The sequence below is a fragment of the Azospirillum sp. UENF 112521 genome, assembly GCF_058780665.1.
In genome coordinates this window covers 384,777-403,935 of sequence record NZ_JBSNCI010000009.1, presented here as the reverse complement: position 1 = coordinate 403,935, position 19,159 = coordinate 384,777, and the positions used below count along the sequence as shown (strand labels likewise).

Genomic DNA, 19,159 nt, shown 5'->3' with positions numbered 1-19,159 from the left:
GACCGTCAGCCTGCGCCCCGTGCCGTCACGCCGCCTTGACGAAAATCAAACGCATTCTCAAGCTGGCGTCCCATCCAACCTCCCTCCGTACCCATGCCCCGTCCAGACAGCCTGTCCCTGCGCGAGGCGCGCCGCGTCGCCATCGCCGCCCAGGGTTTCCCCAACAGCCCCGCCGTCGCCACCGATGCCGCCGACGTCGACACGGTCGAAGCCCGTCATGCCCGGCGCCTGATCGGGCGGCTGGGGCTGGTGCAGATCGATTCCGTCAATGTGCTGGTCCGTTCCCATTACCTGCCGCTCTTCTCGCGGCTCGGTCCCTACGAGGCGGCTCTGCTCGACCGGCTGGCCTATGGCGGCAGGCGGCGGGCGCTGTTCGAATATTGGGGCCACGAGGCCTCCCTGATCCCGGTGGAGCAGCAGCCGCTGTTCCGCTGGCGCATGGCGCGGGCCGAACGCGGCGAGGGGACCTATGGCGAACTGGCGCGCTTCGCCGTCGAACGCCGTCCCTACATCGATAAGGTTCTGGCGGAGGTGGCGTCACGCGGGCCGATGGGAGCGTCCGAACTCAGCGAGGCCGGGCGCGGCGCCGGCGGCTGGTGGGGGTGGAGCGACGGCAAGCGGGCGCTGGAGTACCTGTTCTGGGCCGGCCTCGTCACCACCGCCGGCCGGCGCGGGTTCGAGCGGCTCTACGACCTGCCGGAGCGGGTGCTGCCCGCCGCCGTGCTCGACACCCCCACCCCGGAGGAGGCGGAGGCCCAGCGCGCCCTGCTGCGCATCGCCGCCCGCGCCCATGGCGTGGCGACCGAGCGCGACCTGCGCGATTACCACCGTCTGGACGTCGCCGACGCCCGCCTGCGCATCGCCGAACTGGTGGAGGGCGGCGAGTTGCTGCCGGTGACGGTGGAGGGCTGGGACCGCATCGCCTACGTCACCCCCGACCTGCGCATCCCGCGCAAGGCGGCGTCCCGCGCCCTGCTCTCCCCCTTCGATTCGCTGATCTGGGAGCGGCAGCGCACCGAACGGCTGTTCGGCGCCCGCATCCGGCTGGAGATCTACACCCCCGCCCACAAGCGCGAGCATGGCTATTACGTCCTGCCCTTCCTGATGGACGAGCGCATCGCCGCCCGTGTCGACCTGAAATCCGACCGCAAGGCCGGCACCCTGCTGGTCCAGGCCGCCCACGGCGAACCGCATGCCCAGGCCGATGCCGTCGCCCCGGCCCTGGCGGCGGAACTGCGCCGGCTTGCCGGCTGGCTGGGGCTGGAGCGGGTGACCGTGGTCGGCGCCGGCGATCTGGCGCCGGCCTTGGCGGGGGTGTTGGGCGAGGCTCAGGCATACTGAAGCCGACTCCGCCTACCCCACCACCCGCTCCGGCGGAAAGCGCAGCCGCACCGTCGTGCCGTGCCCCGGTGCGCTGTCGACGGCGATGCTGCCGCCATGCAGCTCCACCAGGGCGGCGGTCAGCGGCAGGCCGAGGCCGGACCCATGCTGGGCCACCGTCATCGGATCATGGGCAGGGTCGTGGAGCTGTGCAAAGGCGGTCAGCGCCTGCGGAATGCGGTCGGGCGGCATGCCGCGGCCGTCGTCGGCGACCGTCAGGACCAGACCGCCATCCGCCTCATGCTCCGCCGACACCGTCACATGGCCCCCGGCAGCGGTGAATTTCAGCGCGTTGCCGACGAGATTGGTCAGCATCTGCCGGACCAGCGACGGATCGGCCCGCAGCAGCGGCAGATCGGCCGGCAGGCAGGCGGACAGGGTCACGCCCGACCGCTCCGCCCGGCCCGCCATCATCGACAGGGTGACGTCGACGATCAGGGCCGGCGGGCACTCCTCCTCATGCAGGTCCAGCCGGCCGGCCTCGATGCGGGCAAGGTCGAGCAGGTTGTTGATCAACTCCAGCATATAGTCGCCGGCGGCGACGATCTGGGCCGCCGCCTCGCCATAGCGCGGGCTGTCGGGCGGTCCCAGCAGCCGGTCGCGCAGCATCTCGGCGAAGCCGATGACGGCGGTCAGCGGCGTGCGCAGCTCGTGGCTCAGGTGATGGACATATTCGGACTTGCGGCGGTTGGCCGCGGCCAGTTCCAGCGCCTGGGCCTTCAGGCCGGCACTGTCGACCGCCCCCTCCAGCAGGATCAGGTCGCAGTCCGGCACAGGCACGATGCGGGCAGTCAGCGCGAGCGGCGGGCCGCCGGCTCCGCGGATGGTCACCGCTGCCTCGGTGGCCGTCGTTCCGGGTCCGGCCGGCTCGATCCGCAGGCTGCCGCCCGCCGCATCCGGGTCGAGCAGCGCGTGGGCGGTTCCGTTCAGCCAGACCACGCCGCCATCCTCCGCCCGCGCCAGCCACAGCGGCGTGGCGAGCCCGGCCAGCAGCTCCAGTGCCGGCAGACGGTTCAGATCGGGCATGGCGATGGACAGGGACGGCATCGGCTCCCCGGCGGCAGGCGTTCAGGATGAGGAAACTTGCGTCCTGAAAGGATAACACAATGGCATGAAAACAGCCAGTCGTTGAGTCGATCCCGCTCACCCGTCCGTCGGCGTGTCCCAGTAATGGCAGGCCATATGGTGGCCGGGCGCCACCTCCTCCAGCGTCGGAACGGCCTGGGCGCAGAACTCCCGCGCCAGCGGGCAGCGGCGGCGCAGCGGACAGCCGGCCGGCTGGGCGAAGGCCGACGGCGCATCGCCCTCCAGCGCCGGGCGTTCGCCCTGCGCTGCCGCCAGCATCGCCCGGCTGTAGGGGTGCAGCGGCGCCGTCCGCAGCGTTCCGGCGTCCGCACTCTCCACCACGCGCCCGGCCAGCATCACGATACCGCGATGGGCATCGCGCAGCCCTTCGTCATACCGCTCGGTCGCCAGGACCAGCGACAGCCGGCGGCGGTCGCGCACCGCCATCAGCGTGTCGAGGAAGGTTTCGCGCTCCTCCGCCGACAGGCTGGATGCCGGCTCGTCGGCGATCAGCACGCGCGGCTCCGACAGGATGGCGCGGGCAAGGCCGGCATGGGCGGCCTCCGCGACGCTCAGCGCCGACGGCCAGCGGAGCGCCGCTTCCGGACGCAGGCCGGCCTCCTCCAGCGCCTCGTCGATGCGGTGGTCGCGGCGGTCGGCGGCGATGTCCGGACGCAGGCTCTCCAGCACGAGGCCGAACTGGGCGCCGAGCGTCATCGCCGGGTCGAAGGAGGCGGCCGGGTCGGGGAACAGCGGTTGCAGGTCGCGCCGGGCACGGCGCAATCCACCGCGGTCGGGGTCGTCGCCCCTGCCGTCAGCCGCAGCCGGCGGCGCGGAGGCCGCCATCAGGTCGCGGCCCATCCACACCACCGCACCCGCCGTCGGCGGCGGCAGGCACAGCAGCGAGCGGGCGAGCGTCGCCTTGGCGCTGCCGGTCTCGCCCAGCAGGGCCAGCGTCTCGCCCGTGCGCACATCCAGGTCGATGCCGTGCAGCACCGCCAGCGACCGCGCCTCCCCCCGCGGGCCGGGGGCGAGCGGATAGGACATGCCGACACCGCGGGCATGCAGGCGGGCGGCTCCTGGCTGCTCCAGCGGCGCCAGCGGTTCGGTTCTTGCCGGGCTGGGCGGCAGCAGACGGGCGCGGCGCAGCGCCAGCACCCGGTCGGCCGGACCGGCCAGCCCGTCCTCCGGCCGTCCGGCCAGGACCAGCGCCACCCCGTCGGCCCGCGCCCAGTCGGCCAACCGATGGAGAAGCCGCAGCCGCACCGTCGGGTCCAGCCCGGCGGCCGGCGCGTCGGCCAGCAGCACCGCCGGCCCCACCGCCACCGCCATGGCGAACAGGCAGGCCCAGCGCAGCTGTTCCGGCAGCTGTTCCGGCGGCAGGTCGAAACGCCGGGCTGCGGCGGGAACGCCCATGCGGTCCAGCCCGTCGGCCATGCGGCGCAGCGACGACCGCAGGTCGAGCCCCAGATGGTGGCCGACCACCTCCGCCACCTGCAGGGCCAGCGGCCGGCGCGGCGCCAGCCGGCCGCCCTGGGCGATCAGCAGATGCCCGTCGATGCGGGCGCTCCCCGCCATGTCGACACCGGCCGGCAACCGGCCGGCGAGCGCCCCCAGCAGGGCGGTCTTGCCGCTGCCGGCGCCGCCGGTGATGGCCAGAACCTGCCCGCGCTCCACCCGCAGGGTGGCGCGGTCGAGCAGGACGCGGTCACCCAGCATGAGGGTCAGCGCCTCGGTTTCGACCGGCGCGGGCTTCGTGGCCCCAAGGACGGATGCATCGGTCATGGCTTGCGGTGTCCGGCCGCCATGCCGTCGGCGATGGCGCAGGCGGCCCAGAGGGCGAGCGCCAGCAGCAGGGCCGGCGGGACGAAGGCCACCGGGTCGCCCAGCCGTGCCGCCAGCCCGACCGAAGCGCCCCAGCTGCCCAGGGCCGGCGGCAGGCCGAGGCCGAGCAGGCTGGCGAAACTCTCCGCCGCCAGGACCCGCGGCAGGGCCAGCACCCCGGCGGCCAGCAGCGGGCGTGTCAGGTTGGGGATCAGGTGCCGGCGCACAACCTCGCCTTCCGCCAGGCCGGCGGCGCGGGCGGCGGTCAGGAACTCCGCCCGCATCAGGCCCGACAGCTCGGCATGGGCGAGCGCCGCGACCGCGGGGGCTGCCGTCAGCGCGGTGACCAGCGCCAGCAGCCAGACCGGTCCCATCAGCCCGCCGGCAAGCGGAACCAGCAGGGCGAGCGGCCAGCCGGCCATCCGCTGGGCGGCGGCGATGGTGCGCCGCTCAGCCCGGCTGCCGGTCAGCGTGCCGAGCATCCCGGCCAGCAGCGCCCAGCCGATGCCCAGCAGCCCGCCCAGCACCGCGGCGAGCAGCGCGAAGGACAGGCTGCCCCGCCCGTCGAGCAGCGCCGCGGCGACCGGGTCGGCGTCCAGCCGGTGCACAGCGCTGCCGTCGGCCATCAGCGGTGCTGCGGCGCAGGCGAGCGCCAGGGCGGCGAGGATGGCGGCACCCGACAGCCCGCGGGCAAAGCCGGCACGCGGGGTGTCCGGCGGAACCGGATGGGAAAGCGGCGGTTGGTCGTACTCGGCCATCGGCGTCCTTTTTCGGTCACGCCCCGTCGTAGGGCGTGGAGCTGTGGTTGGCCGGGTCGATCCAGTCGCGCACCCCGAGGCCCAGCGCGTTCAGCAGGGCGGTCAGCCCGCCCAGCGCCACCAGGACCGGCACCGCCCCGGCGGCCGATCCGGCGCGGGCGGCATCGACCATCAGCGCCCCCGCCCCCGGCAGGTCCAGCAGGCTTTCCAGCGCCACCGCACCGACCATCGCCGCCAGCACAGCAGCGCGCAAGCCTCCCATCACCGGGGCGACCGCCTGCGGCAGGGCGTGGTGGCGCAGCACGGTGCGCTCATCCAGCCCCAGCCCGCGGGCCATCCGCACCGCCCCACCCTCCGGCCCCGAGCCCAGGGCGCGGCCCATCGCCGGGCGCGCCAGCCGGGCGGCCTGGCAGGCGGCGGGAATCGACAGGGCGGTCCAGCCCAGCGGCGCCGCCGACGCCCCGGCCCGCACAGCCAGAGCCGCAGCCGCAGCCAGCAGGAAGCCCGGCAGCAGCGGCCCGGCGCCGGACAGCAGCCGGCCGACCAGCCCGCCGGCCGACCGCGGCGCGACCGCGGCCCAGGATCCGGCGAGCGTGCCCAGCGCGGTTCCGACCGCCAGCGACGGCAGCGTCAGCAGAAGCGTCACCACCAGCCCGCGCAGCAGCGCCATGGCGGCATCCGGCTGCGGCGCCACCAGCGCCGACAGCCCGACCCCCGCCAGCATCGGCAGGACGGCGGTCGGCACGGCATCGATCAGGCGGCGGATCACGGGACGCGGCATCTGGGCAGGGGGACCGGTGGGGAAAGACCATATGTGGGGCGACATGCGACCGTAAGCGCCCCTCCCCCGCCGGGCAACAGAATTAGCGTCGGAGGGCGACCGCGTCCGATCAGACCGAACCGGTTTCGAGAATGGCGACCAGTTCGCGTTCGACAGGATGCGGAAAGCCAAGGCTTTTGAGCTTCGCAATCGTCGCCTGGACCGGATAGCGAAAGGATTTGAGTGCGAAACGACCGTCCTCGCAGACGGCGTAGCTTGCCAGCGTCGTGCCGTTGCGGGGCTGGCCGAGGCTTCCCGGATTGAGCACCACCCTGTCGCCGATCCTGCGCAGCATCGGCACATGGGTATGCCCGACGACGAGGACATCGGCCCGCACTCCGTCAAGTTCCCTTTCCCACCCGGCGGCATCGCCGGGGTGCCGGCCATAGAGCGGATCCGACGGCATCGCGTGCGTCAGGTGGAACCGGAGGCCGTCGCGCTCGGCCTGCGCCTGCTGCGGAAGCCCGCGCAGATAGGCCTTCTGCGCGTCGCCGAGGGCGGAGGACGTGTAGCGTCTGGTCGCTTCGGCCAACGGCCGATAGCGCGCGCTCCAGCGCGAGTTGTCGCCGTGCGCCACCGCATGGTCGTGGTTTCCCTGGATCGCCAGCGACGCCTTCTCCATGATGTCGGTGACCACCTCGTTCGGTTGCGGCCCGTAATTGACGAGGTCGCCCAGCACCCAGAGTTCGTCATACGCCTCGGGCAGGGCGCGCAAGGCGTCGTGGTTGCCGTGGATGTCGGATATGATGACCAGCTTCACCATGGCCTCCCGGTGTCAGGCGCGGATCAGGACGACGCCCAGCAGCAGGGACGCCGCACCGGCCAGCCGGGTGAGGCTCACCGGATGGTGGGGAAGCCCGAACAGGCCGAAATGGTCGAAGGCAAGCGAGCCGAGCATCTGGCCGACGACGATCAAAGCGAGCACGGTCGCGGCACCGAGGCGGGGAACCATCAGGATGGCGGTCCCGATGAACAGCGCGCCGAAAAGACCCCCCGTCCAGGACAGCCACGACGTCGGTCCGGCCAGCTGGTCGGTGAGCCGGGGGCCGGAGGATGTCAGCGCCACCGCCAGCATCGCCAGCATGCCGACGAGGTAGCTGACGAAGCCCGCCCACCAGGGCGACCCGAGCTCGGCCCGCAGGTTTGCGTTCAGCACCTGCTGCAAAGCGACGCTCACGCCGGCGCCGACGACGAGAAGATAGGAAAAGGCGGACAAGGCGGCGGTCATGCCGTACTCCCCGAAAACATGCCGGCCGGCATGGAGGGTTTTCCATGCGGCGCGTCCCGGAGGATGGATAGCAGCGCATGACCTCCGCCGTCTGGAACGCATGTGACCGGGCCGCGGCCTTGCCCATGCAACCGGAGTTTGATTATGGTTGCGCGACCGTCGATTTTCCGAAAGGGCTACGGCCGGAAGCGGGGTGGTTCGTCATGACGGCATCGTTTCAGCTTCCCAGCGACATGGGCAACGGCGGCATGGGCAAAGGCGGTGCCTGGAACTATTGGCGGCCGCTCAGCCGCGACATCGTCGAACTCGGCGTCGTGTGCGGACAGGACGTCTCGCTGCCGGTGCATTTCCATGACGAGGACCAGCTGACCTTCGTCCTGTCGGGCCGCCGGCGCTTCCTGATCGGGGACATGCCGGTCGATGTCGCACCGGGCCGGGGGGTGAGAATTCCGGCCGGAACGCCGCACAGCTCGCTTTCCGAACCGGCCGATGTCTTCTGCATCAACATCTACACCCCGCCCGCGGCCTGCGACGCCGCCGCCCTGTTTGCCGGGATGGCCCTGCGGTGGCGGCAGGGGAGCATCGACTGGCCCGATCTGGCGGCGATGATCGGGACTCACCGGTGCGAGGCCGGCATGCCGGCGCAACGGGTGGAGGCGATGACTCCCTCCTGGGAAACGGTCGGCGAGGGCGCCCGCCTCGCCGGGATGAGCCGCGAAGGTTTCTCGCGCAGGTTCCGCAGGCAGCATGGTGTCGCGCCGCAGCTCTTCCGGCTGTCCGAACGATTGAACGAGGCGCGGCGCCTGCTGCGCGCCGGAGACCCGGTCGCCGCCGTGGCGGCCGAAGCCGGCTTTTCCGATCAAAGCCATCTCGGCCGCTGTTTCCGGCGCGCCTTCGGCGTCACGCCGGGCCAGTACCGCCGGAACCTGCCGCCGGCCCCCTGAGCCTCCTATACCCGACCGCCGCGCTTGACTTACAGCACCAGTTTTGTACTATATGCCTGCCTGCTCCGCCGGAGAGGCCTGGGCCCGCCGATAGGGGGTCCTGAACCCGTCATATCGCTTTGCACGAGGATGTGACATGAGCACCGCCATCGCCCTCCGTTCGCCCGATTCCGGCGAATCGCTGTCCCGCTACATCAACGACACGCACCGTTACCCGGTCCTGACGGCCGAGGACGAATACATGCTGGCCAAGGCCTGGACCGAGCATGGCGATGTCGATGCGGCGCACAAGCTGGTCACCAGCCACCTCCGTCTCGTCGTCAAGATCGCCGGCGGTTACCGCGGCTACGGCCTGCCGCTGTCCGACCTGATCGCCGAGGGCAATCTCGGCCTGATGACCGCCGTCAAGAAATTCGAGCCCGAACGCGGCTTCCGCCTGTCCACCTACGCGATGTGGTGGATCAAGGCTTCGATCCAGGATTACATCCTGCGGTCCTGGAGCCTCGTGAAGATCGGCACCACCGCCGCGCAGAAGAAGCTGTTCTTCAGCCTGGGCCGCCTGAAGCGGAAGCTGGGCGAATATGGCAGCGGCGACCTGCAGCCCGACAGCGTCACCAGCATCGCCACCGACCTTTCCGTGCCGGAAGAGGACGTGGTCGCCATGAACCGCCGCATGTCGGGGCCGGTGGCCTCGCTGAACGCGCCGATGAGCGCCGACGGCGATTCGGGCGAATGGCAGGATCTGCTGGCCGACGAGCGTCCGTCGGTGGAGGAATCGCTGGTCGAACGCGGCGAGGCCCGCCAGCGCAGCGCCCTGCTGCACGAGGCGATGGCCGTGCTGAACGACCGCGAGCGCGACATCCTGACCAGCCGCCGTCTGTCCGACAGCCCGCTGACCCTGGAGGATTTGTCGGTCCGCTACGGCGTCAGCCGCGAGCGCATCCGCCAGATCGAGGAAAAGGCCTTTGAGAAGGTCGCCCGCCAGACCCGTGTCCTGGCGGCGGCCGTCGCGGCCTGATCCTGGGCCCGGTCTGACATCGGCTTGCGGATTCCGCGCCAGCTTCAGCGGGCTGCGCCGTGTAACCCCTCCATCAGCGCCGGCGGTTTCCGCCGGCCTCGTGGAGGCGGCCCATGTCGAAAACCAATTCGTCGAAAACCATCCCCCGGACATCCATCCCCCGGACCTCGGCGATCGAGGTCATCAAGGACGCGCTGGCCCTGTATGAGAGCAACAGGATCGGCCGCTGGCAGGTCATCAACCGCCTGATCCATCTCGGCCTGTCGGCGGACGACGCCAACGTCATCGCCGACCATGGCAGCATCCCGCCGCATCTCCTGGGGGCTCTCGGCGTTCCGCGCCGATGAGTGCCGCCCGATCCGGCGTCGAAACCGGTTTCGGCATGGCGCTGCGCCTGCACCGGGCCGGATGCTGGGCGCAGGCGCTGGCGGTCTATGACCGGCTGCTGGGCGACCCGCGTCTGCCTTCCGCGCAGGCGGCGCAAGCCTATGTCAACCGCGGCGCGGCCCTGCGCCGGCTCGGCCGGGCGGACGAGGCGGTGTCGTCCTGCATCGAGGCGCTGGTCCGCCGCCCCGACATGGCCGAGGCCTATGCCAACCTCGGCGCGATCCTGCAGGAGGCCGACCATCCACTGGCCGCCATCGACGCCTGCCGCCGGGCCATCGCGCTGGCCCCCGGCCTCTACACCCCCTATCTGGCGATGGCCCATGCCGGGCAGGATTGCGGCGACCATCGCGGCGCGCTGGCCCTGCTGCGCCGTGCGGCTGCCCTCGCCCCGGCAATGCCGAGCGTGCGCTACAATCTGGCCGAGGCGCTGCTCCAGCATGGGCTCTTCGCGGAAGGCTGGCAGGCATACGAGGCGCGCTGGCAGGCACGGGAACTGGCGCTGACCAAGCCTGCCTGCACCAACCCCAAATGGGCCAACCCCGAATGGGTGGGCCAGGACATCGCCGGCAAGACCCTGCTGGTGGTGGAGGAACAGGGCTTCGGCGACACACTGCACTTCATCCGCCTGATCCCGCTGGTGAAGGCGCGCGGCGCGCGGCGGATCGTCCTGCAATGCAGGGCGCCGCTGGTCCGGCTGCTGGCCGGCATGGAGGGCGTCGATGCGGTGACCGCCGCCCTGCCCGCTCCCAACGCCTACGATCTCTGGGTGCCGCTGCTGTCGCTGATGCAGCGGCTGGCGGTGCCGCCCGACCGCATTCCGGCGGAGGTGCCCTATCTCACGCCCCCGCCGGATGCCGTCCGGCATTGGATAGGAGCCCTGCCGGAGACGGAGGATTTGCGGGTCGGGCTGGTCTGGGCCGGCGACCCGCGGCTGGGCCATGCCGCCGCCAGCCGGACCGCCGCCCGCCGCAGCGTTACCCTTGCGCAGCTTGCGCCGCTGCTGACGATGCCGGGCGTGTCCTGGGTCAGCCTGCAAAAGGGACCGGCGGCGGCTCAGCTGGACGGGCCCACGCTCTTCGACCCGATGTCCGGCGTCACCGACTTCGCCGACACCGCGGCCATCGTCCGGCAGCTCGACCTCGTGATCGGGGTGGACACCGCCGTCGTCCATCTCGCCGGGGCGCTGGGCGTGCCGGTGTGGGTGCTGTCGCGCTTCAGCGGCTGCTGGCGCTGGCTGCTCGACCGCGATGACAGCCCCTGGTACCCGACGCTCCGCCTGTTCCGCCAGCAGCGCCCCGGCGATTGGGCGCCGGTGGTGGCGCGGGTGCGCGAAGAGCTGTTGCGCGCGGCGCGGCTCCCCCGCCATCATCGCGGTCCGGCTTGAGCACGATGAAATTTCGTAAGGACTCTGCGATGCCGACCGTCCTGCCCACCGTTCTGCTCACCGGCTTCAAGCCGTTCGGCGGCGAGCCCGTCAACCCGTCCTGGCAGGCGGTGCGGCAGTTGGACGGCTGGGAGTGCCGCGGCCACCGTGTCGCCGCCCGGCTGATGCCCTGCGTGTTCGGCGCGGCGCTCGACGCGCTGGACCGCGCGGTGGCGGAAACCGACCCGGTGGCCCTGCTCGCCGTCGGGCAGGCACAGAGCCGGGCGGAGCTTTCGCTGGAGCGGGTGGCGGTCAACCTCGACGACGCCCGCATCCCCGACAATGCCGGCAATCGGCCGGTCGATGCGCCGGTCGCGGCGGGCGGCCCAGCGGCCTATTTCACCAGCCTGCCGGTCAAAGCCATCGCCGCCGCCCTGCGCGAGGCCGGCATCCCCGCCGCCCTGTCGCACAGCGCCGGCAGCTTCGTCTGCAACCACTTGTTCTATGGCGCCTGCCACCTGCGGGCGGTGCGGCGGCCGAGCTTGCGCGTCGGCTTCCTGCACATCCCGCTCGCGCCGGAGCAGGCGGTTCGCCACCCGGGAGCCCCGTCGATGGCGGTCGAGCAGGTTGTCGCCGGCCTGCGCATCGCCGTGGATACCCTGCTGGCGACCGGCGAGGACCGGCATGAGGCGGCCGGCACGCTGGAATAGCCGGACGCCAGTTTTTCGGTTTTCCGTCCGGTTCACGCTTCAGACGATACCGTCTGAAGCAATCGCACTCTACGCCACCTCGGTCAGCAGCCACTCTTTGAAGCGGCGCACCCGGCGCGCCCGCTCGGCGCCCGGCGCGTGGGCGATCAGGTAGCGGCCGCGCGGCCGCAGCGTCTCGGTGAAGGGCTGGACCAGCCGCCCCGACGCTACATCGTCCCCGACCAGGAAGACCGGCAGCAGGGCCACCCCCATGCCCGCCGACGCCGCTTCGATGATCATGAAGAAATGCTCGAAGGCCAGCGACAGCGCCGCCTCGGGCAGCGGCAGGCCGAAGGCGGCGAGATAGACGCGCCAGGAATCGGGCCGGGTGGTGTGCTGCAACAGCCGGTGCTGCGCCAGATCGGCGGGATGGCTCAACGGCGGCCCCTGCTCCAGCAGCGACGGCGCGCAGAAGACGCCCATCGTCTCCGGCATCAGGGTCGCGATCTCGGCTCCTGGCCATTCCTCCACGCCATAGCGGATGGCGACGTCGATGCGCTCCTTGGCGAAATCGACACGGTGCTCGCCGACGCTGACCTCGACCTGGATGTCGGGGTTCTCCGCCTGGAAGCCCTTCAGCCGCGGGATCAGCCAGCGCTGCGTCAGGGTCGGCAGCGCGCTGACCCGCAGCACCCCGCCCTCCTGCGCGCGGGCCGCCCGCGCCGCCGCGGCGATGCGGTCGAGCGCCGCCGACGCCTCGCCATAGAAGGCCGCCCCGGTCGGCGTCAGCTCGATGCCGCGGCCGACACGGCGGATCAGCTCGACCCCCAGATCGGCCTGGAGGGTCTGCATCATGCGGCTGACCGCGCCCTGGGTCACCGCCAGCTCGTCCGCCGCCCGGGTGAAGCTGAGATGGCGGGCCACCGCGACGAAGCTGCGAACGGCATTGAGCGACGGCAAATGGCGTCCGGAAGCGCGGTCGGGCATGGGCAATCCGAATCATGAGTTGAACTCATAAATCTCTGCCTGAGAACTCGTTTGTCAAGTGTGCGGGGATACGCTCTGCTGGGGGCACCAACAGCCGCTACTGGCAACCGCCCTTGGCAGCCACCCAGGCAGCTCACCGCCACCCGGTCCTGAAAGGCCAACCCTCCGATGACGACGCTGACGCCCTTCCACATCGCCTTCCCGGTCGACGATCTGGCCGCCGCCCGCCATTTCTACGGCACCGTCCTGGGCTGCCCGGAGGGACGCAGCAGCGACGAGTGGATCGACTTCGACCTGTTCGGCCACCAGATCGTCGCCCACCTGAAGCCGCGCGACCCCGGCGCCGCCCCAGCCCACCACAACCCGGTGGACGGCCACGACGTGCCGGTCCCGCATTTCGGCGTCGTGCTGCAACCCGCCGACTGGGACGCCTTCGCCGAGAAGCTGAAGGCCGCCGGCGTCAAGTTCGTGATCGAGCCCTACACCCGCTTCAAGGGTCAGGTCGGCGAACAGTCCACCATGTTCTTCCTCGATCCCGCCGGCAACGCGCTGGAATTCAAGGCCTTCGCCGACATGTCGAAGCTGTTCGCGAAGTAACCGGTCGGAGAGCACGGGCCGCGGGCCGTCCTCACGGATAGGCCCGCCGGCACACCGCGGCGATGGTCTCGCGGAGCCAGCGGTGGGCCGGGTCGGCCTGGAGGCGCGGATGCCAGATGGCGGAGATGGCGAAATCCGCCGTCCGCACCGGCAGTTCAAAGCTGTCCAACCCCTGACCGCCGGGATACCCGCCCGTCAGCCCGTTGCCCAGGCAGGAGCGCGGGACCGCCGCGATCAGGTCCGACCCGGCGGCGACCCGCATCGCGTCGGGGTAGCGCGGGACGACCAGCGGCACGCGGCGGCTGAGGCCCAGCTCCGCCAGAGCGTCGTCGACCGGTCCATGGAACTCGCCCCGGCGCGACGCGGCGACATGGCCGCAGGCGGCATAGCGGTCCGCCGTCACCACGCCGTCCGCCAGCAGCGGATGCCCTCTGCGGGCGACGCAGACCAGCCTGTCACGAAACAGAAGCTGCGTCAGCAACTCCGGCGCCGAGGTGCCGAGCACGCCGATCTCCAGGTCGACCCGCCCGTCCCGCAGCGGCTCCGCCTCCTTGTCGGGCTTCGGCACGAACCGCAGGCGGACATGCGGTGCCGCGTCCGCCACCGCAGCCATCACCGCCGCAGCCATCAGTTCCACGAACCCCTCGCCGGCCCGGATGGTGAAGGTGCGATGGAGCGACGCGAGGTCCAGCCGCCCGGCCGCAGGCTGAAGGACAGCCTGCACGTCGCGGCAGAGTGCATGGACGTGGCCGGCAATCTCCTCGGCATAGGGCGTCGGGACAAGGCCGCGGCCGGCCTGGACCAGCAGCGGATCGCCCGTCACCCGGCGCAGGCGTGCAAGCGTCCGGCTCATGGCGGACGGGCTCAGGCCCAGACGGCGGGCGGCACCCGTCACGCTGCGTTCGGTGAGCAGCGCATCCAGCGGCAGGAGAAGGTTCAGATCGATGGCCTGCATCGGCGCAGGATAGCCCGCCGCTCTTCCCATGCATAGCGCCGGACGCAATCGATCTTTGCATCCTGTGCGTCTGGCGCAAAGCCAGGGCCCCGGACATATGGAGCATGGACAGCGACAGCAGGAGCCACGATCCCATGCAGCATCTCCCCACCGACACCCATCGCAGCATTCTGCTGGTCGGCGCGTCGCGCGGCCTCGGCCATGCCATGGCCGCCGAATTCCTGAAGAAGGGCTGGAGCGTCCTCGGCACGGTGCGCGGTCCCAATCGCACCGAGCTGCACGATCTGGCCGACGCCCATCCCGGGCAAGTCGAGATCGAAAGCCTCGACATCTGCGCGCCCGACCAGCTGGCCGCGCTCCGCGACAGGTTGGCGGACCGGACGTTCGACATGCTGTTCGTCAATGCCGGAACCTCCAACCGCGACCCAACGCAGACCATCGGCGAGGTTTCCACCGACGAGTTCATCCACGTCATGACCACCAACGCCCTAGGGCCCATGCGAGTCATCGAAGGCCTGGAGCGCAACGTCACCGCCACCGGGCTGATCGGCGTGATGTCCTCCGGTCAGGGAAGCATCGCCAACAACCTGTCCGGCCAGCGCGAGCTTTATCGCGGCAGCAAGGCGGCGCTGAACATGTTCATGCGCAGCTTCGCGGCGCGTCAGCCCGGCGCCGCCCGCCCCCTGGCGGTGATGGCGCCGGGCTGGATCCGCACCGCGCTCGGCGGCGCCGATGCGCCGCTGTCCATCGAGGACAGCATTCCGAAGCTGGTCGATGTCCTTCTCGCCAAGCAGGACAGGCCCGGTCTGGAGTATCTCGACTATCGGGGGCAAACGGTTCCCTGGTGAGGAGCGCCCCCCTCACCCGCCCGCCATCATCAGCCCCAGCGTCTTCTCGTCCGCCCGGTCCGGCATCACCTCGCCGACGATGTGGCCGTCGAACATCACGACGATGCGGTCGGCGAGCGCCCGGATTTCGTCGAGTTCGACCGAGACCAGCAGGATCGCCTTGCCCTGGTCGCGCAGGGCGACCAGCCGGCGGTGGATGAACTCGATGGCGCCGATGTCGACGCCGCGGGTGGGCTGGCCGACCAGCAGCAGGTCGGGGTTCCGCTCGATCTCGCGGGCCAGCACGATCTTCTGCTGGTTGCCGCCGGAGAAGTTGGCCGCCGCCAGCGACCCGTCGCGCGGGCGGGTGTCGTATTCCTCCATCCGGCGGGCGCAGCTTTCCGCCACCGCGTCGCGGTCGAGCAGCACCCGGCCGTTCCAGGCCGGATCGTCCTGAAATCCCAGGATCGAGCATTCCTCCGCCGAAAAGCTGGTGACCAGCCCGACCTTCTGCCGGTCCTCCGGCACATGCCCGACGCCCAGCCCGCGCAGCGCGCGGGCGTTGAAGCGGTCGGGCCGGCCGGCCAGCTCCTCCCCGCGCAGGTGCACGGAGCCGCCGGCGATGGGCCGCATGCCGGCCAGCGCCTCCAACAGTTCGGACTGGCCGTTGCCGGACACGCCGGCGATGCCGACGATCTCGCCGGCCCGCACCGACAGGCCGACGCCCTTCACCCGCTCGACGCCGGAGGGATCGCGCACCCGCAAGCCCTCGACCCGCAGAACCTCCGCACCCGGTTTGGCCGGCGTCTTGTCGACCCGCAGCAGAACCTTGCGGCCGACCATCAGCTCGGCCAGCTGCTCCCGGCTGGTGTCGCAGGTGGCGACGTTGGCGACCACCTGCCCGCGCCGCATCACCGTGACATTGTCGGTCAGCTCCATGATCTCGCGGAGCTTGTGGGTGATGATGACGACCGTCTTGCCCTGCTGGCGCAGCGCCCGCAGGATGCGGAACAGATGGTCGGCCTCCTGCGGGGTCAGCACGCCGGTCGGCTCGTCGAGGATCAGGATGTCGGCGCCGCGATAGAGCGCCTTCAGGATCTCGACCCGCTGCTGGGCGCCGACCGGCAGGTCGCCGACCGGGCTGTCGAGATCGACCTCCAGCCCATAGTCGCGGGCCAGCCGGGTCAGTTCGGTCCTGGCCCGGGCAAGGCCGCCCGCCAGCGTGACGCCGCCCTCCGCCCCCAGCAGCACATTCTCCAGCACGCTGAAGGGGTCCACCAGCATGAAGTGCTGGTGGACCATGCCGATGCCGGCAGCCAGGGCGTCGCGCGGGGTGCGGATGGCGGCGGGATTGCCGTTCACCCGGATTTCCCCACTGTCGGCGCGCAGATAGCCGTAGACGATGCTCATGATCGTCGACTTGCCGGCGCCATTCTCGCCGATCACCCCATGGATGGTGCCGGCCGGGACCGACAGCGACACGTCGCGGTTGGCATGGTTGGTGCCGAACCACTTGTTGATCGCCACCGTTTCCAGGGCGACTTCCGACCGGATGGCCGGCGCGTTTGCCTGCGTCATGAAGGGTCCGCTTACGGCTGGTACGGCTTGACCGCCAGCGAGCCCGCGATGATCTGCTTCTTCGCCTCTTCCAGCTTCGCTTCCATCTCCGGCGTGATCAGCTTGCGGTTGTTGTCGTCCAGCGCATAGCCGACGCCGTCCTCCTTCAGACCGACGACGCGGTGCCCGGCCTTCCAGCTGCCGTCCTTCGCCGACTTCATGCAGTCATAGACGACGACGTCCACCCGCTTGACCATCGAGGTCAGGACCTTGCCGGGATGGACATGGTTCTGGTTGCTGTCGACGCCGATGGACAGCTTGCCGGCATCGGCCGCCGCCTGCAGCACGCCGAGACCGGTGGCGCCCGCCGCGGCGAAAACCACGTCGGCGCCGCGGCCGAACTGGCTCTTGGCCAGCTCCGCCCCGCGGCCGGGGTCGTTCCAGGCGGCAGGCGTGGTGCCGGTCATGTTAACGAACACCTCGTCGGCGGCGGCGACATGCTTCACGCCCTGCTCGTAGCCGGTCAGGAAGTTGCGGATCAGCGGGATGTCCATGCCGCCGATGAAGCCGACCTTGGCAGTCTTCGACGCCAGCGCCGCCGCCATGCCGACCAGGAAGGATCCCTCCTCCTCCTTGAAGGTCACCGACTGGACGTTGGGGGCGTCCAGCTTGTCGTCGATCAGGCAGAACTTGGTGTTGGGCGATTCCTTCGCCACCTTGTCCACCGCCGCGGTCTGCGAGAAGCCGACGGCGACGATGACCGAGGCGCCGCGGCGGACCAGCGTGCGCATGGCCTGCTCGCGCTGGCCCTCGTTGGTGATCTCGAACTCGCGGTAGGCGGTGCCGGTTTCCTTCTTGAACCGCTCGGCGCCGTTATAGGCGGCCTCGTTGAAGGACTTGTCGAACTTGCCGCCCTGGTCGAACACCACGGCCGGCGAGAAGTCGTCGGCCAGCGCCGGAGCGCCGACTCCCGCTCCGGCCGCGGTCACCGCCAGCATGGCTGCAAGAATACGCGTCTTCATGTCCCACCCACTCCCGACTGCGGAAACTTGACCCAAAGGATAACCGCGCCATGATTTCACACAACAGGGAAAGCGGACGATGCAACGGAGCGAATCGGGTCTCCCCCGGTTGACGCCAGGGACGGGGGCGTTTATCACCCCCGCCGACAGTCATTGCGACGAACTGGCGATGGACACGGCCATCTGAACCTGGCCACAAGAAAATGGGGGCGACGCTCGGTGAACGAAGTCTGGGTGCTCTTGCAGGGAATCGCTCTTGGATTCGCCATCGCCGCACCCGTCGGGCCGATCGGTCTGCTGTGCATCCGCCGCACCCTCCAGCACGGCCCCCTGATGGGCTTCTTCACCGGATTCGGCGCCGCGGTGGCCGACACCTTCTATGGCGCCATCGCCGCCTTCGGCGTGTCGGCGGCGCTCAGCTTCCTGCGCGGGCACGAGATCGCCTTCCAGCTGATCGGCGGCATCTTCCTGCTGGTGGTGGCGGTCCGCACCTTCCGCCAGCATCCCGACGCCGACGAGCGCGAGGCGGCCTCCGCCCCCGACAGCAAATCCTGGCTGGCCGGCTTCATGACCGGCCTGTCGCTGACCCTGACCAACCCGGCGACCATCATGGCCTTCATCGCCATCTTCGCCGGCTTCGGACTGGGCGGCACGCTGGACCGGCTGGAAGCCTCGACCCTGGTGCTGGGTGTCTTCATCGGCTCGTCGCTGTGGTGGATAACGCTGTCGATGGGGGTGGCCGCCGTTCGCCACCGCATCTCCGACCGCGGGCTGACCATGCTGAACCACTGCACCGGCGTGGCGCTGGGCCTGTTCGGCCTGTGGGCGCTGGGCATGGCCGCCACCGGCATCGTCGGGATGGCGACGGCCTGATCCCCGGGCAGCGACTGCCTCTCAGCAGCCTGCCGACGGCGTGATGCCCGGCGCCTCCGCGGCCGTGCCGCCCTTGCGCAGCAGATGCAGGTGTTTGGACAGCCGCCAGAGATAGAGGCCGACCAGCACCACCAGCAGCCCGACGGTGAAATAGCCGACCAGCCGGTGCGCGAAGGGCCAGGTGGACAGCATGTAGCCGGTCCAGGCCAGCAGCAGCGTCCACAGCACCGACCCGATGCCGGACGCCAGCGAATAGTTCAGGATCGACATCTTGCAGGCGCCGGCCGGGATCGAGATCAAAGTCCGCACCCCCGGCACCGGTTGCGAGAACAGCACCGCCAGCCCGCCGCGCTTGGCGAACCAGTCGGTGCTCTGCCGCACCTTCTTCGGATTGATGGTCAGCCAGGGGCCGTACTTCTTCAAGAACGCCTCCAGCCGGTCGCGGCCCATCAGCCGGCTCGGCAGGAACCACACCAGCTGTCCGGCCAGCGAACCGAGCCCGCCGGCGATGGCGACCCCGACCAGCGTGAACTCGCCGGTCGCCGCCCCGATCCCGGCCAGCGGGATCACCGACTCGGCGGGGATCGGCGGGAAGACCCGCGCCAATGCCACCAGAAAGAAAATTCCGACATAGTGGAGGTTGTGCATCACCTGCACCAGCCAGTCCGTCAAGCCGCCTGCCAAGACTCTTCTCCCCTGCCGGAATCCAGCCGCATTCCGAAAACGGCCCGCCGTCATGAAGAGTTCCCGACCGCAAAGGCGCAAACGACGGAAGATCGGGTTCGCCCAATGGCAGAACATCACCCCGACCACAGATACTTTAAAATCATTCCAAGAATACGACTTTCTTCATAGGTTGTATTTT

General features: G+C 70.6%; 20 protein-coding genes. 9 read left to right on the top strand and 11 right to left on the bottom strand.

The features are described 5' to 3' along the window. The first annotated feature begins 93 nt into the window (after positions 1-93). Positions 94-1,341, top strand: coding sequence for a winged helix-turn-helix domain-containing protein (locus ACWPN8_RS33450; RefSeq protein ID WP_492243906.1), 1,248 nt, complete (start codon positions 94-96; stop codon positions 1,339-1,341). Positions 1,342-1,353: 12 nt separating this feature from the next. Here the strand turns inward: ACWPN8_RS33450 and ACWPN8_RS33445 are convergent, their stop codons facing one another. From ACWPN8_RS33445 to ACWPN8_RS33420, 6 genes are all read right to left on the bottom strand, one after another. Further along, a complete protein-coding gene (locus tag ACWPN8_RS33445) occupies positions 1,354-2,427 on the bottom strand; it encodes a sensor histidine kinase (RefSeq protein WP_109451322.1) in 1,074 nt (357 codons plus the stop codon). A 96-nt stretch (positions 2,428-2,523) separates the two neighbouring features. Further along, on the bottom strand, positions 2,524-4,230 hold the full coding sequence (locus tag ACWPN8_RS33440; protein WP_492243905.1) for an ABC transporter ATP-binding protein: 1,707 nt from the start codon (positions 4,228-4,230) through the stop codon (positions 2,524-2,526). Beyond that, entirely contained in the window at positions 4,227-5,027 is an 801-nt protein-coding gene (locus ACWPN8_RS33435) for an ABC transporter permease subunit (protein WP_492243904.1), read from the bottom strand. Before ACWPN8_RS33435 ends, ACWPN8_RS33440 begins: the two co-directional genes overlap by 4 nt. 16 nt (positions 5,028-5,043) lie before the next feature. Further along, on the bottom strand, positions 5,044-5,808 hold the full coding sequence (locus ACWPN8_RS33430; RefSeq protein WP_109451316.1) for an ABC transporter permease subunit: 765 nt from the start codon (positions 5,806-5,808) through the stop codon (positions 5,044-5,046). Between the two features lie 109 nt (positions 5,809-5,917). Beyond that, a complete protein-coding gene (locus ACWPN8_RS33425; RefSeq protein ID WP_492243903.1) occupies positions 5,918-6,610 on the bottom strand; it encodes a metallophosphoesterase family protein in 693 nt (230 codons plus the stop codon). Positions 6,611-6,622: 12 nt separating this feature from the next. After that, positions 6,623-7,075, bottom strand: a complete 453-nt coding sequence (locus tag ACWPN8_RS33420; protein WP_492243902.1) for a DMT family transporter — start codon at positions 7,073-7,075, stop codon at positions 6,623-6,625. A 203-nt stretch (positions 7,076-7,278) separates the two neighbouring features. On the opposite strand from ACWPN8_RS33420, the gene ACWPN8_RS33415 reads away from it, so the two are divergent. The 5 genes from ACWPN8_RS33415 to pcp all read left to right on the top strand — a co-directional run bounded on the left by ACWPN8_RS33415 (position 7,279) and on the right by pcp (position 11,497). Then, complete coding sequence (locus ACWPN8_RS33415) at positions 7,279-8,019, top strand: helix-turn-helix domain-containing protein (RefSeq protein ID WP_492243901.1); 741 nt, start codon at positions 7,279-7,281, stop codon at positions 8,017-8,019. 136 nt (positions 8,020-8,155) lie between these two features. Then, positions 8,156-9,037: an RNA polymerase sigma factor RpoH gene (gene rpoH / locus ACWPN8_RS33410; protein WP_109451310.1), complete on the top strand. Its 882-nt coding sequence runs from the start codon at positions 8,156-8,158 to the stop codon at positions 9,035-9,037. A gap of 113 nt (positions 9,038-9,150) precedes the next feature. Continuing rightward, positions 9,151-9,384, top strand: coding sequence for a hypothetical protein (locus ACWPN8_RS33405; protein WP_492243900.1), 234 nt, complete (start codon positions 9,151-9,153; stop codon positions 9,382-9,384). After that, a complete protein-coding gene (locus tag ACWPN8_RS33400) occupies positions 9,381-10,808 on the top strand; it encodes a glycosyltransferase family 9 protein (protein ID WP_492243899.1) in 1,428 nt (475 codons plus the stop codon). The genes ACWPN8_RS33405 and ACWPN8_RS33400 overlap by 4 nt, the downstream gene beginning before the upstream one ends. A gap of 29 nt (positions 10,809-10,837) precedes the next feature. Beyond that, positions 10,838-11,497 carry a pyroglutamyl-peptidase I gene (gene pcp / locus ACWPN8_RS33395; protein WP_492243898.1) on the top strand — a complete coding sequence of 220 codons (660 nt, stop codon included), beginning with the start codon at positions 10,838-10,840 and terminating at the stop codon, positions 11,495-11,497. 69 nt (positions 11,498-11,566) lie between these two features. On the opposite strand, the gene gcvA is transcribed toward pcp, so the two are convergent. Next, complete coding sequence (gcvA, locus tag ACWPN8_RS33390) at positions 11,567-12,463, bottom strand: transcriptional regulator GcvA (RefSeq protein WP_109451304.1); 897 nt, start codon at positions 12,461-12,463, stop codon at positions 11,567-11,569. A 168-nt stretch (positions 12,464-12,631) separates the two neighbouring features. Between gcvA and ACWPN8_RS33385 the strand changes: the two genes are divergently transcribed. Further along, positions 12,632-13,060, top strand: coding sequence for a VOC family protein (locus ACWPN8_RS33385; protein ID WP_492243897.1), 429 nt, complete (start codon positions 12,632-12,634; stop codon positions 13,058-13,060). 31 nt (positions 13,061-13,091) lie between these two features. On the opposite strand, the gene ACWPN8_RS33380 is transcribed toward ACWPN8_RS33385, so the two are convergent. Further along, positions 13,092-14,015 carry a LysR family transcriptional regulator gene (locus ACWPN8_RS33380; protein ID WP_492243896.1) on the bottom strand — a complete coding sequence of 308 codons (924 nt, stop codon included), beginning with the start codon at positions 14,013-14,015 and terminating at the stop codon, positions 13,092-13,094. Positions 14,016-14,149: 134 nt separating this feature from the next. Here ACWPN8_RS33380 and ACWPN8_RS33375 point away from each other — a divergent pair, with 134 nt between their 5' ends. Further along, positions 14,150-14,863: an SDR family NAD(P)-dependent oxidoreductase gene (locus ACWPN8_RS33375; RefSeq protein ID WP_492243895.1), complete on the top strand. Its 714-nt coding sequence runs from the start codon at positions 14,150-14,152 to the stop codon at positions 14,861-14,863. A gap of 12 nt (positions 14,864-14,875) precedes the next feature. On the opposite strand, the gene ACWPN8_RS33370 is transcribed toward ACWPN8_RS33375, so the two are convergent. Continuing rightward, on the bottom strand, positions 14,876-16,420 hold the full coding sequence (locus ACWPN8_RS33370; protein ID WP_492243894.1) for an ABC transporter ATP-binding protein: 1,545 nt from the start codon (positions 16,418-16,420) through the stop codon (positions 14,876-14,878). Between the two features lie 11 nt (positions 16,421-16,431). Beyond that, positions 16,432-17,421 carry a BMP family lipoprotein gene (locus tag ACWPN8_RS33365; protein ID WP_109451298.1) on the bottom strand — a complete coding sequence of 330 codons (990 nt, stop codon included), beginning with the start codon at positions 17,419-17,421 and terminating at the stop codon, positions 16,432-16,434. 219 nt (positions 17,422-17,640) lie between these two features. On the opposite strand from ACWPN8_RS33365, the gene ACWPN8_RS33360 reads away from it, so the two are divergent. Next, the gene (locus ACWPN8_RS33360; protein WP_109451296.1) at positions 17,641-18,294 is read left to right on the top strand and encodes a LysE family translocator; all 654 of its coding nucleotides are present in this window, start codon (positions 17,641-17,643) and stop codon (positions 18,292-18,294) included. 21 nt (positions 18,295-18,315) lie between these two features. On the opposite strand, the gene ACWPN8_RS33355 is transcribed toward ACWPN8_RS33360, so the two are convergent. Beyond that, positions 18,316-18,978 carry a DedA family protein gene (locus ACWPN8_RS33355; RefSeq protein ID WP_109451294.1) on the bottom strand — a complete coding sequence of 221 codons (663 nt, stop codon included), beginning with the start codon at positions 18,976-18,978 and terminating at the stop codon, positions 18,316-18,318. Positions 18,979-19,159: the final 181 nt, after the last annotated feature.

Coding starts and splice junctions, on each gene's coding strand:
- ACWPN8_RS33450 (WP_492243906.1), top strand. CDS start 94: ATGCCCCGTCCAGACAGCCTGTCCCTGCGCGAGGCGCGCCGCGTCGCC.
- ACWPN8_RS33445 (WP_109451322.1), bottom strand. CDS start 2,427: ATGCCGTCCCTGTCCATCGCCATGCCCGATCTGAACCGTCTGCCGGCA.
- ACWPN8_RS33440 (WP_492243905.1), bottom strand. CDS start 4,230: ATGACCGATGCATCCGTCCTTGGGGCCACGAAGCCCGCGCCGGTCGAA.
- ACWPN8_RS33435 (WP_492243904.1), bottom strand. CDS start 5,027: ATGGCCGAGTACGACCAACCGCCGCTTTCCCATCCGGTTCCGCCGGAC.
- ACWPN8_RS33430 (WP_109451316.1), bottom strand. CDS start 5,808: ATGCCGCGTCCCGTGATCCGCCGCCTGATCGATGCCGTGCCGACCGCC.
- ACWPN8_RS33425 (WP_492243903.1), bottom strand. CDS start 6,610: ATGGTGAAGCTGGTCATCATATCCGACATCCACGGCAACCACGACGCC.
- ACWPN8_RS33420 (WP_492243902.1), bottom strand. CDS start 7,075: ATGACCGCCGCCTTGTCCGCCTTTTCCTATCTTCTCGTCGTCGGCGCC.
- ACWPN8_RS33415 (WP_492243901.1), top strand. CDS start 7,279: ATGACGGCATCGTTTCAGCTTCCCAGCGACATGGGCAACGGCGGCATG.
- rpoH (WP_109451310.1), top strand. CDS start 8,156: ATGAGCACCGCCATCGCCCTCCGTTCGCCCGATTCCGGCGAATCGCTG.
- ACWPN8_RS33405 (WP_492243900.1), top strand. CDS start 9,151: ATGTCGAAAACCAATTCGTCGAAAACCATCCCCCGGACATCCATCCCC.
- ACWPN8_RS33400 (WP_492243899.1), top strand. CDS start 9,381: ATGAGTGCCGCCCGATCCGGCGTCGAAACCGGTTTCGGCATGGCGCTG.
- pcp (WP_492243898.1), top strand. CDS start 10,838: ATGCCGACCGTCCTGCCCACCGTTCTGCTCACCGGCTTCAAGCCGTTC.
- gcvA (WP_109451304.1), bottom strand. CDS start 12,463: ATGCCCGACCGCGCTTCCGGACGCCATTTGCCGTCGCTCAATGCCGTT.
- ACWPN8_RS33385 (WP_492243897.1), top strand. CDS start 12,632: ATGACGACGCTGACGCCCTTCCACATCGCCTTCCCGGTCGACGATCTG.
- ACWPN8_RS33380 (WP_492243896.1), bottom strand. CDS start 14,015: ATGCAGGCCATCGATCTGAACCTTCTCCTGCCGCTGGATGCGCTGCTC.
- ACWPN8_RS33375 (WP_492243895.1), top strand. CDS start 14,150: ATGCAGCATCTCCCCACCGACACCCATCGCAGCATTCTGCTGGTCGGC.
- ACWPN8_RS33370 (WP_492243894.1), bottom strand. CDS start 16,420: ATGACGCAGGCAAACGCGCCGGCCATCCGGTCGGAAGTCGCCCTGGAA.
- ACWPN8_RS33365 (WP_109451298.1), bottom strand. CDS start 17,421: ATGAAGACGCGTATTCTTGCAGCCATGCTGGCGGTGACCGCGGCCGGA.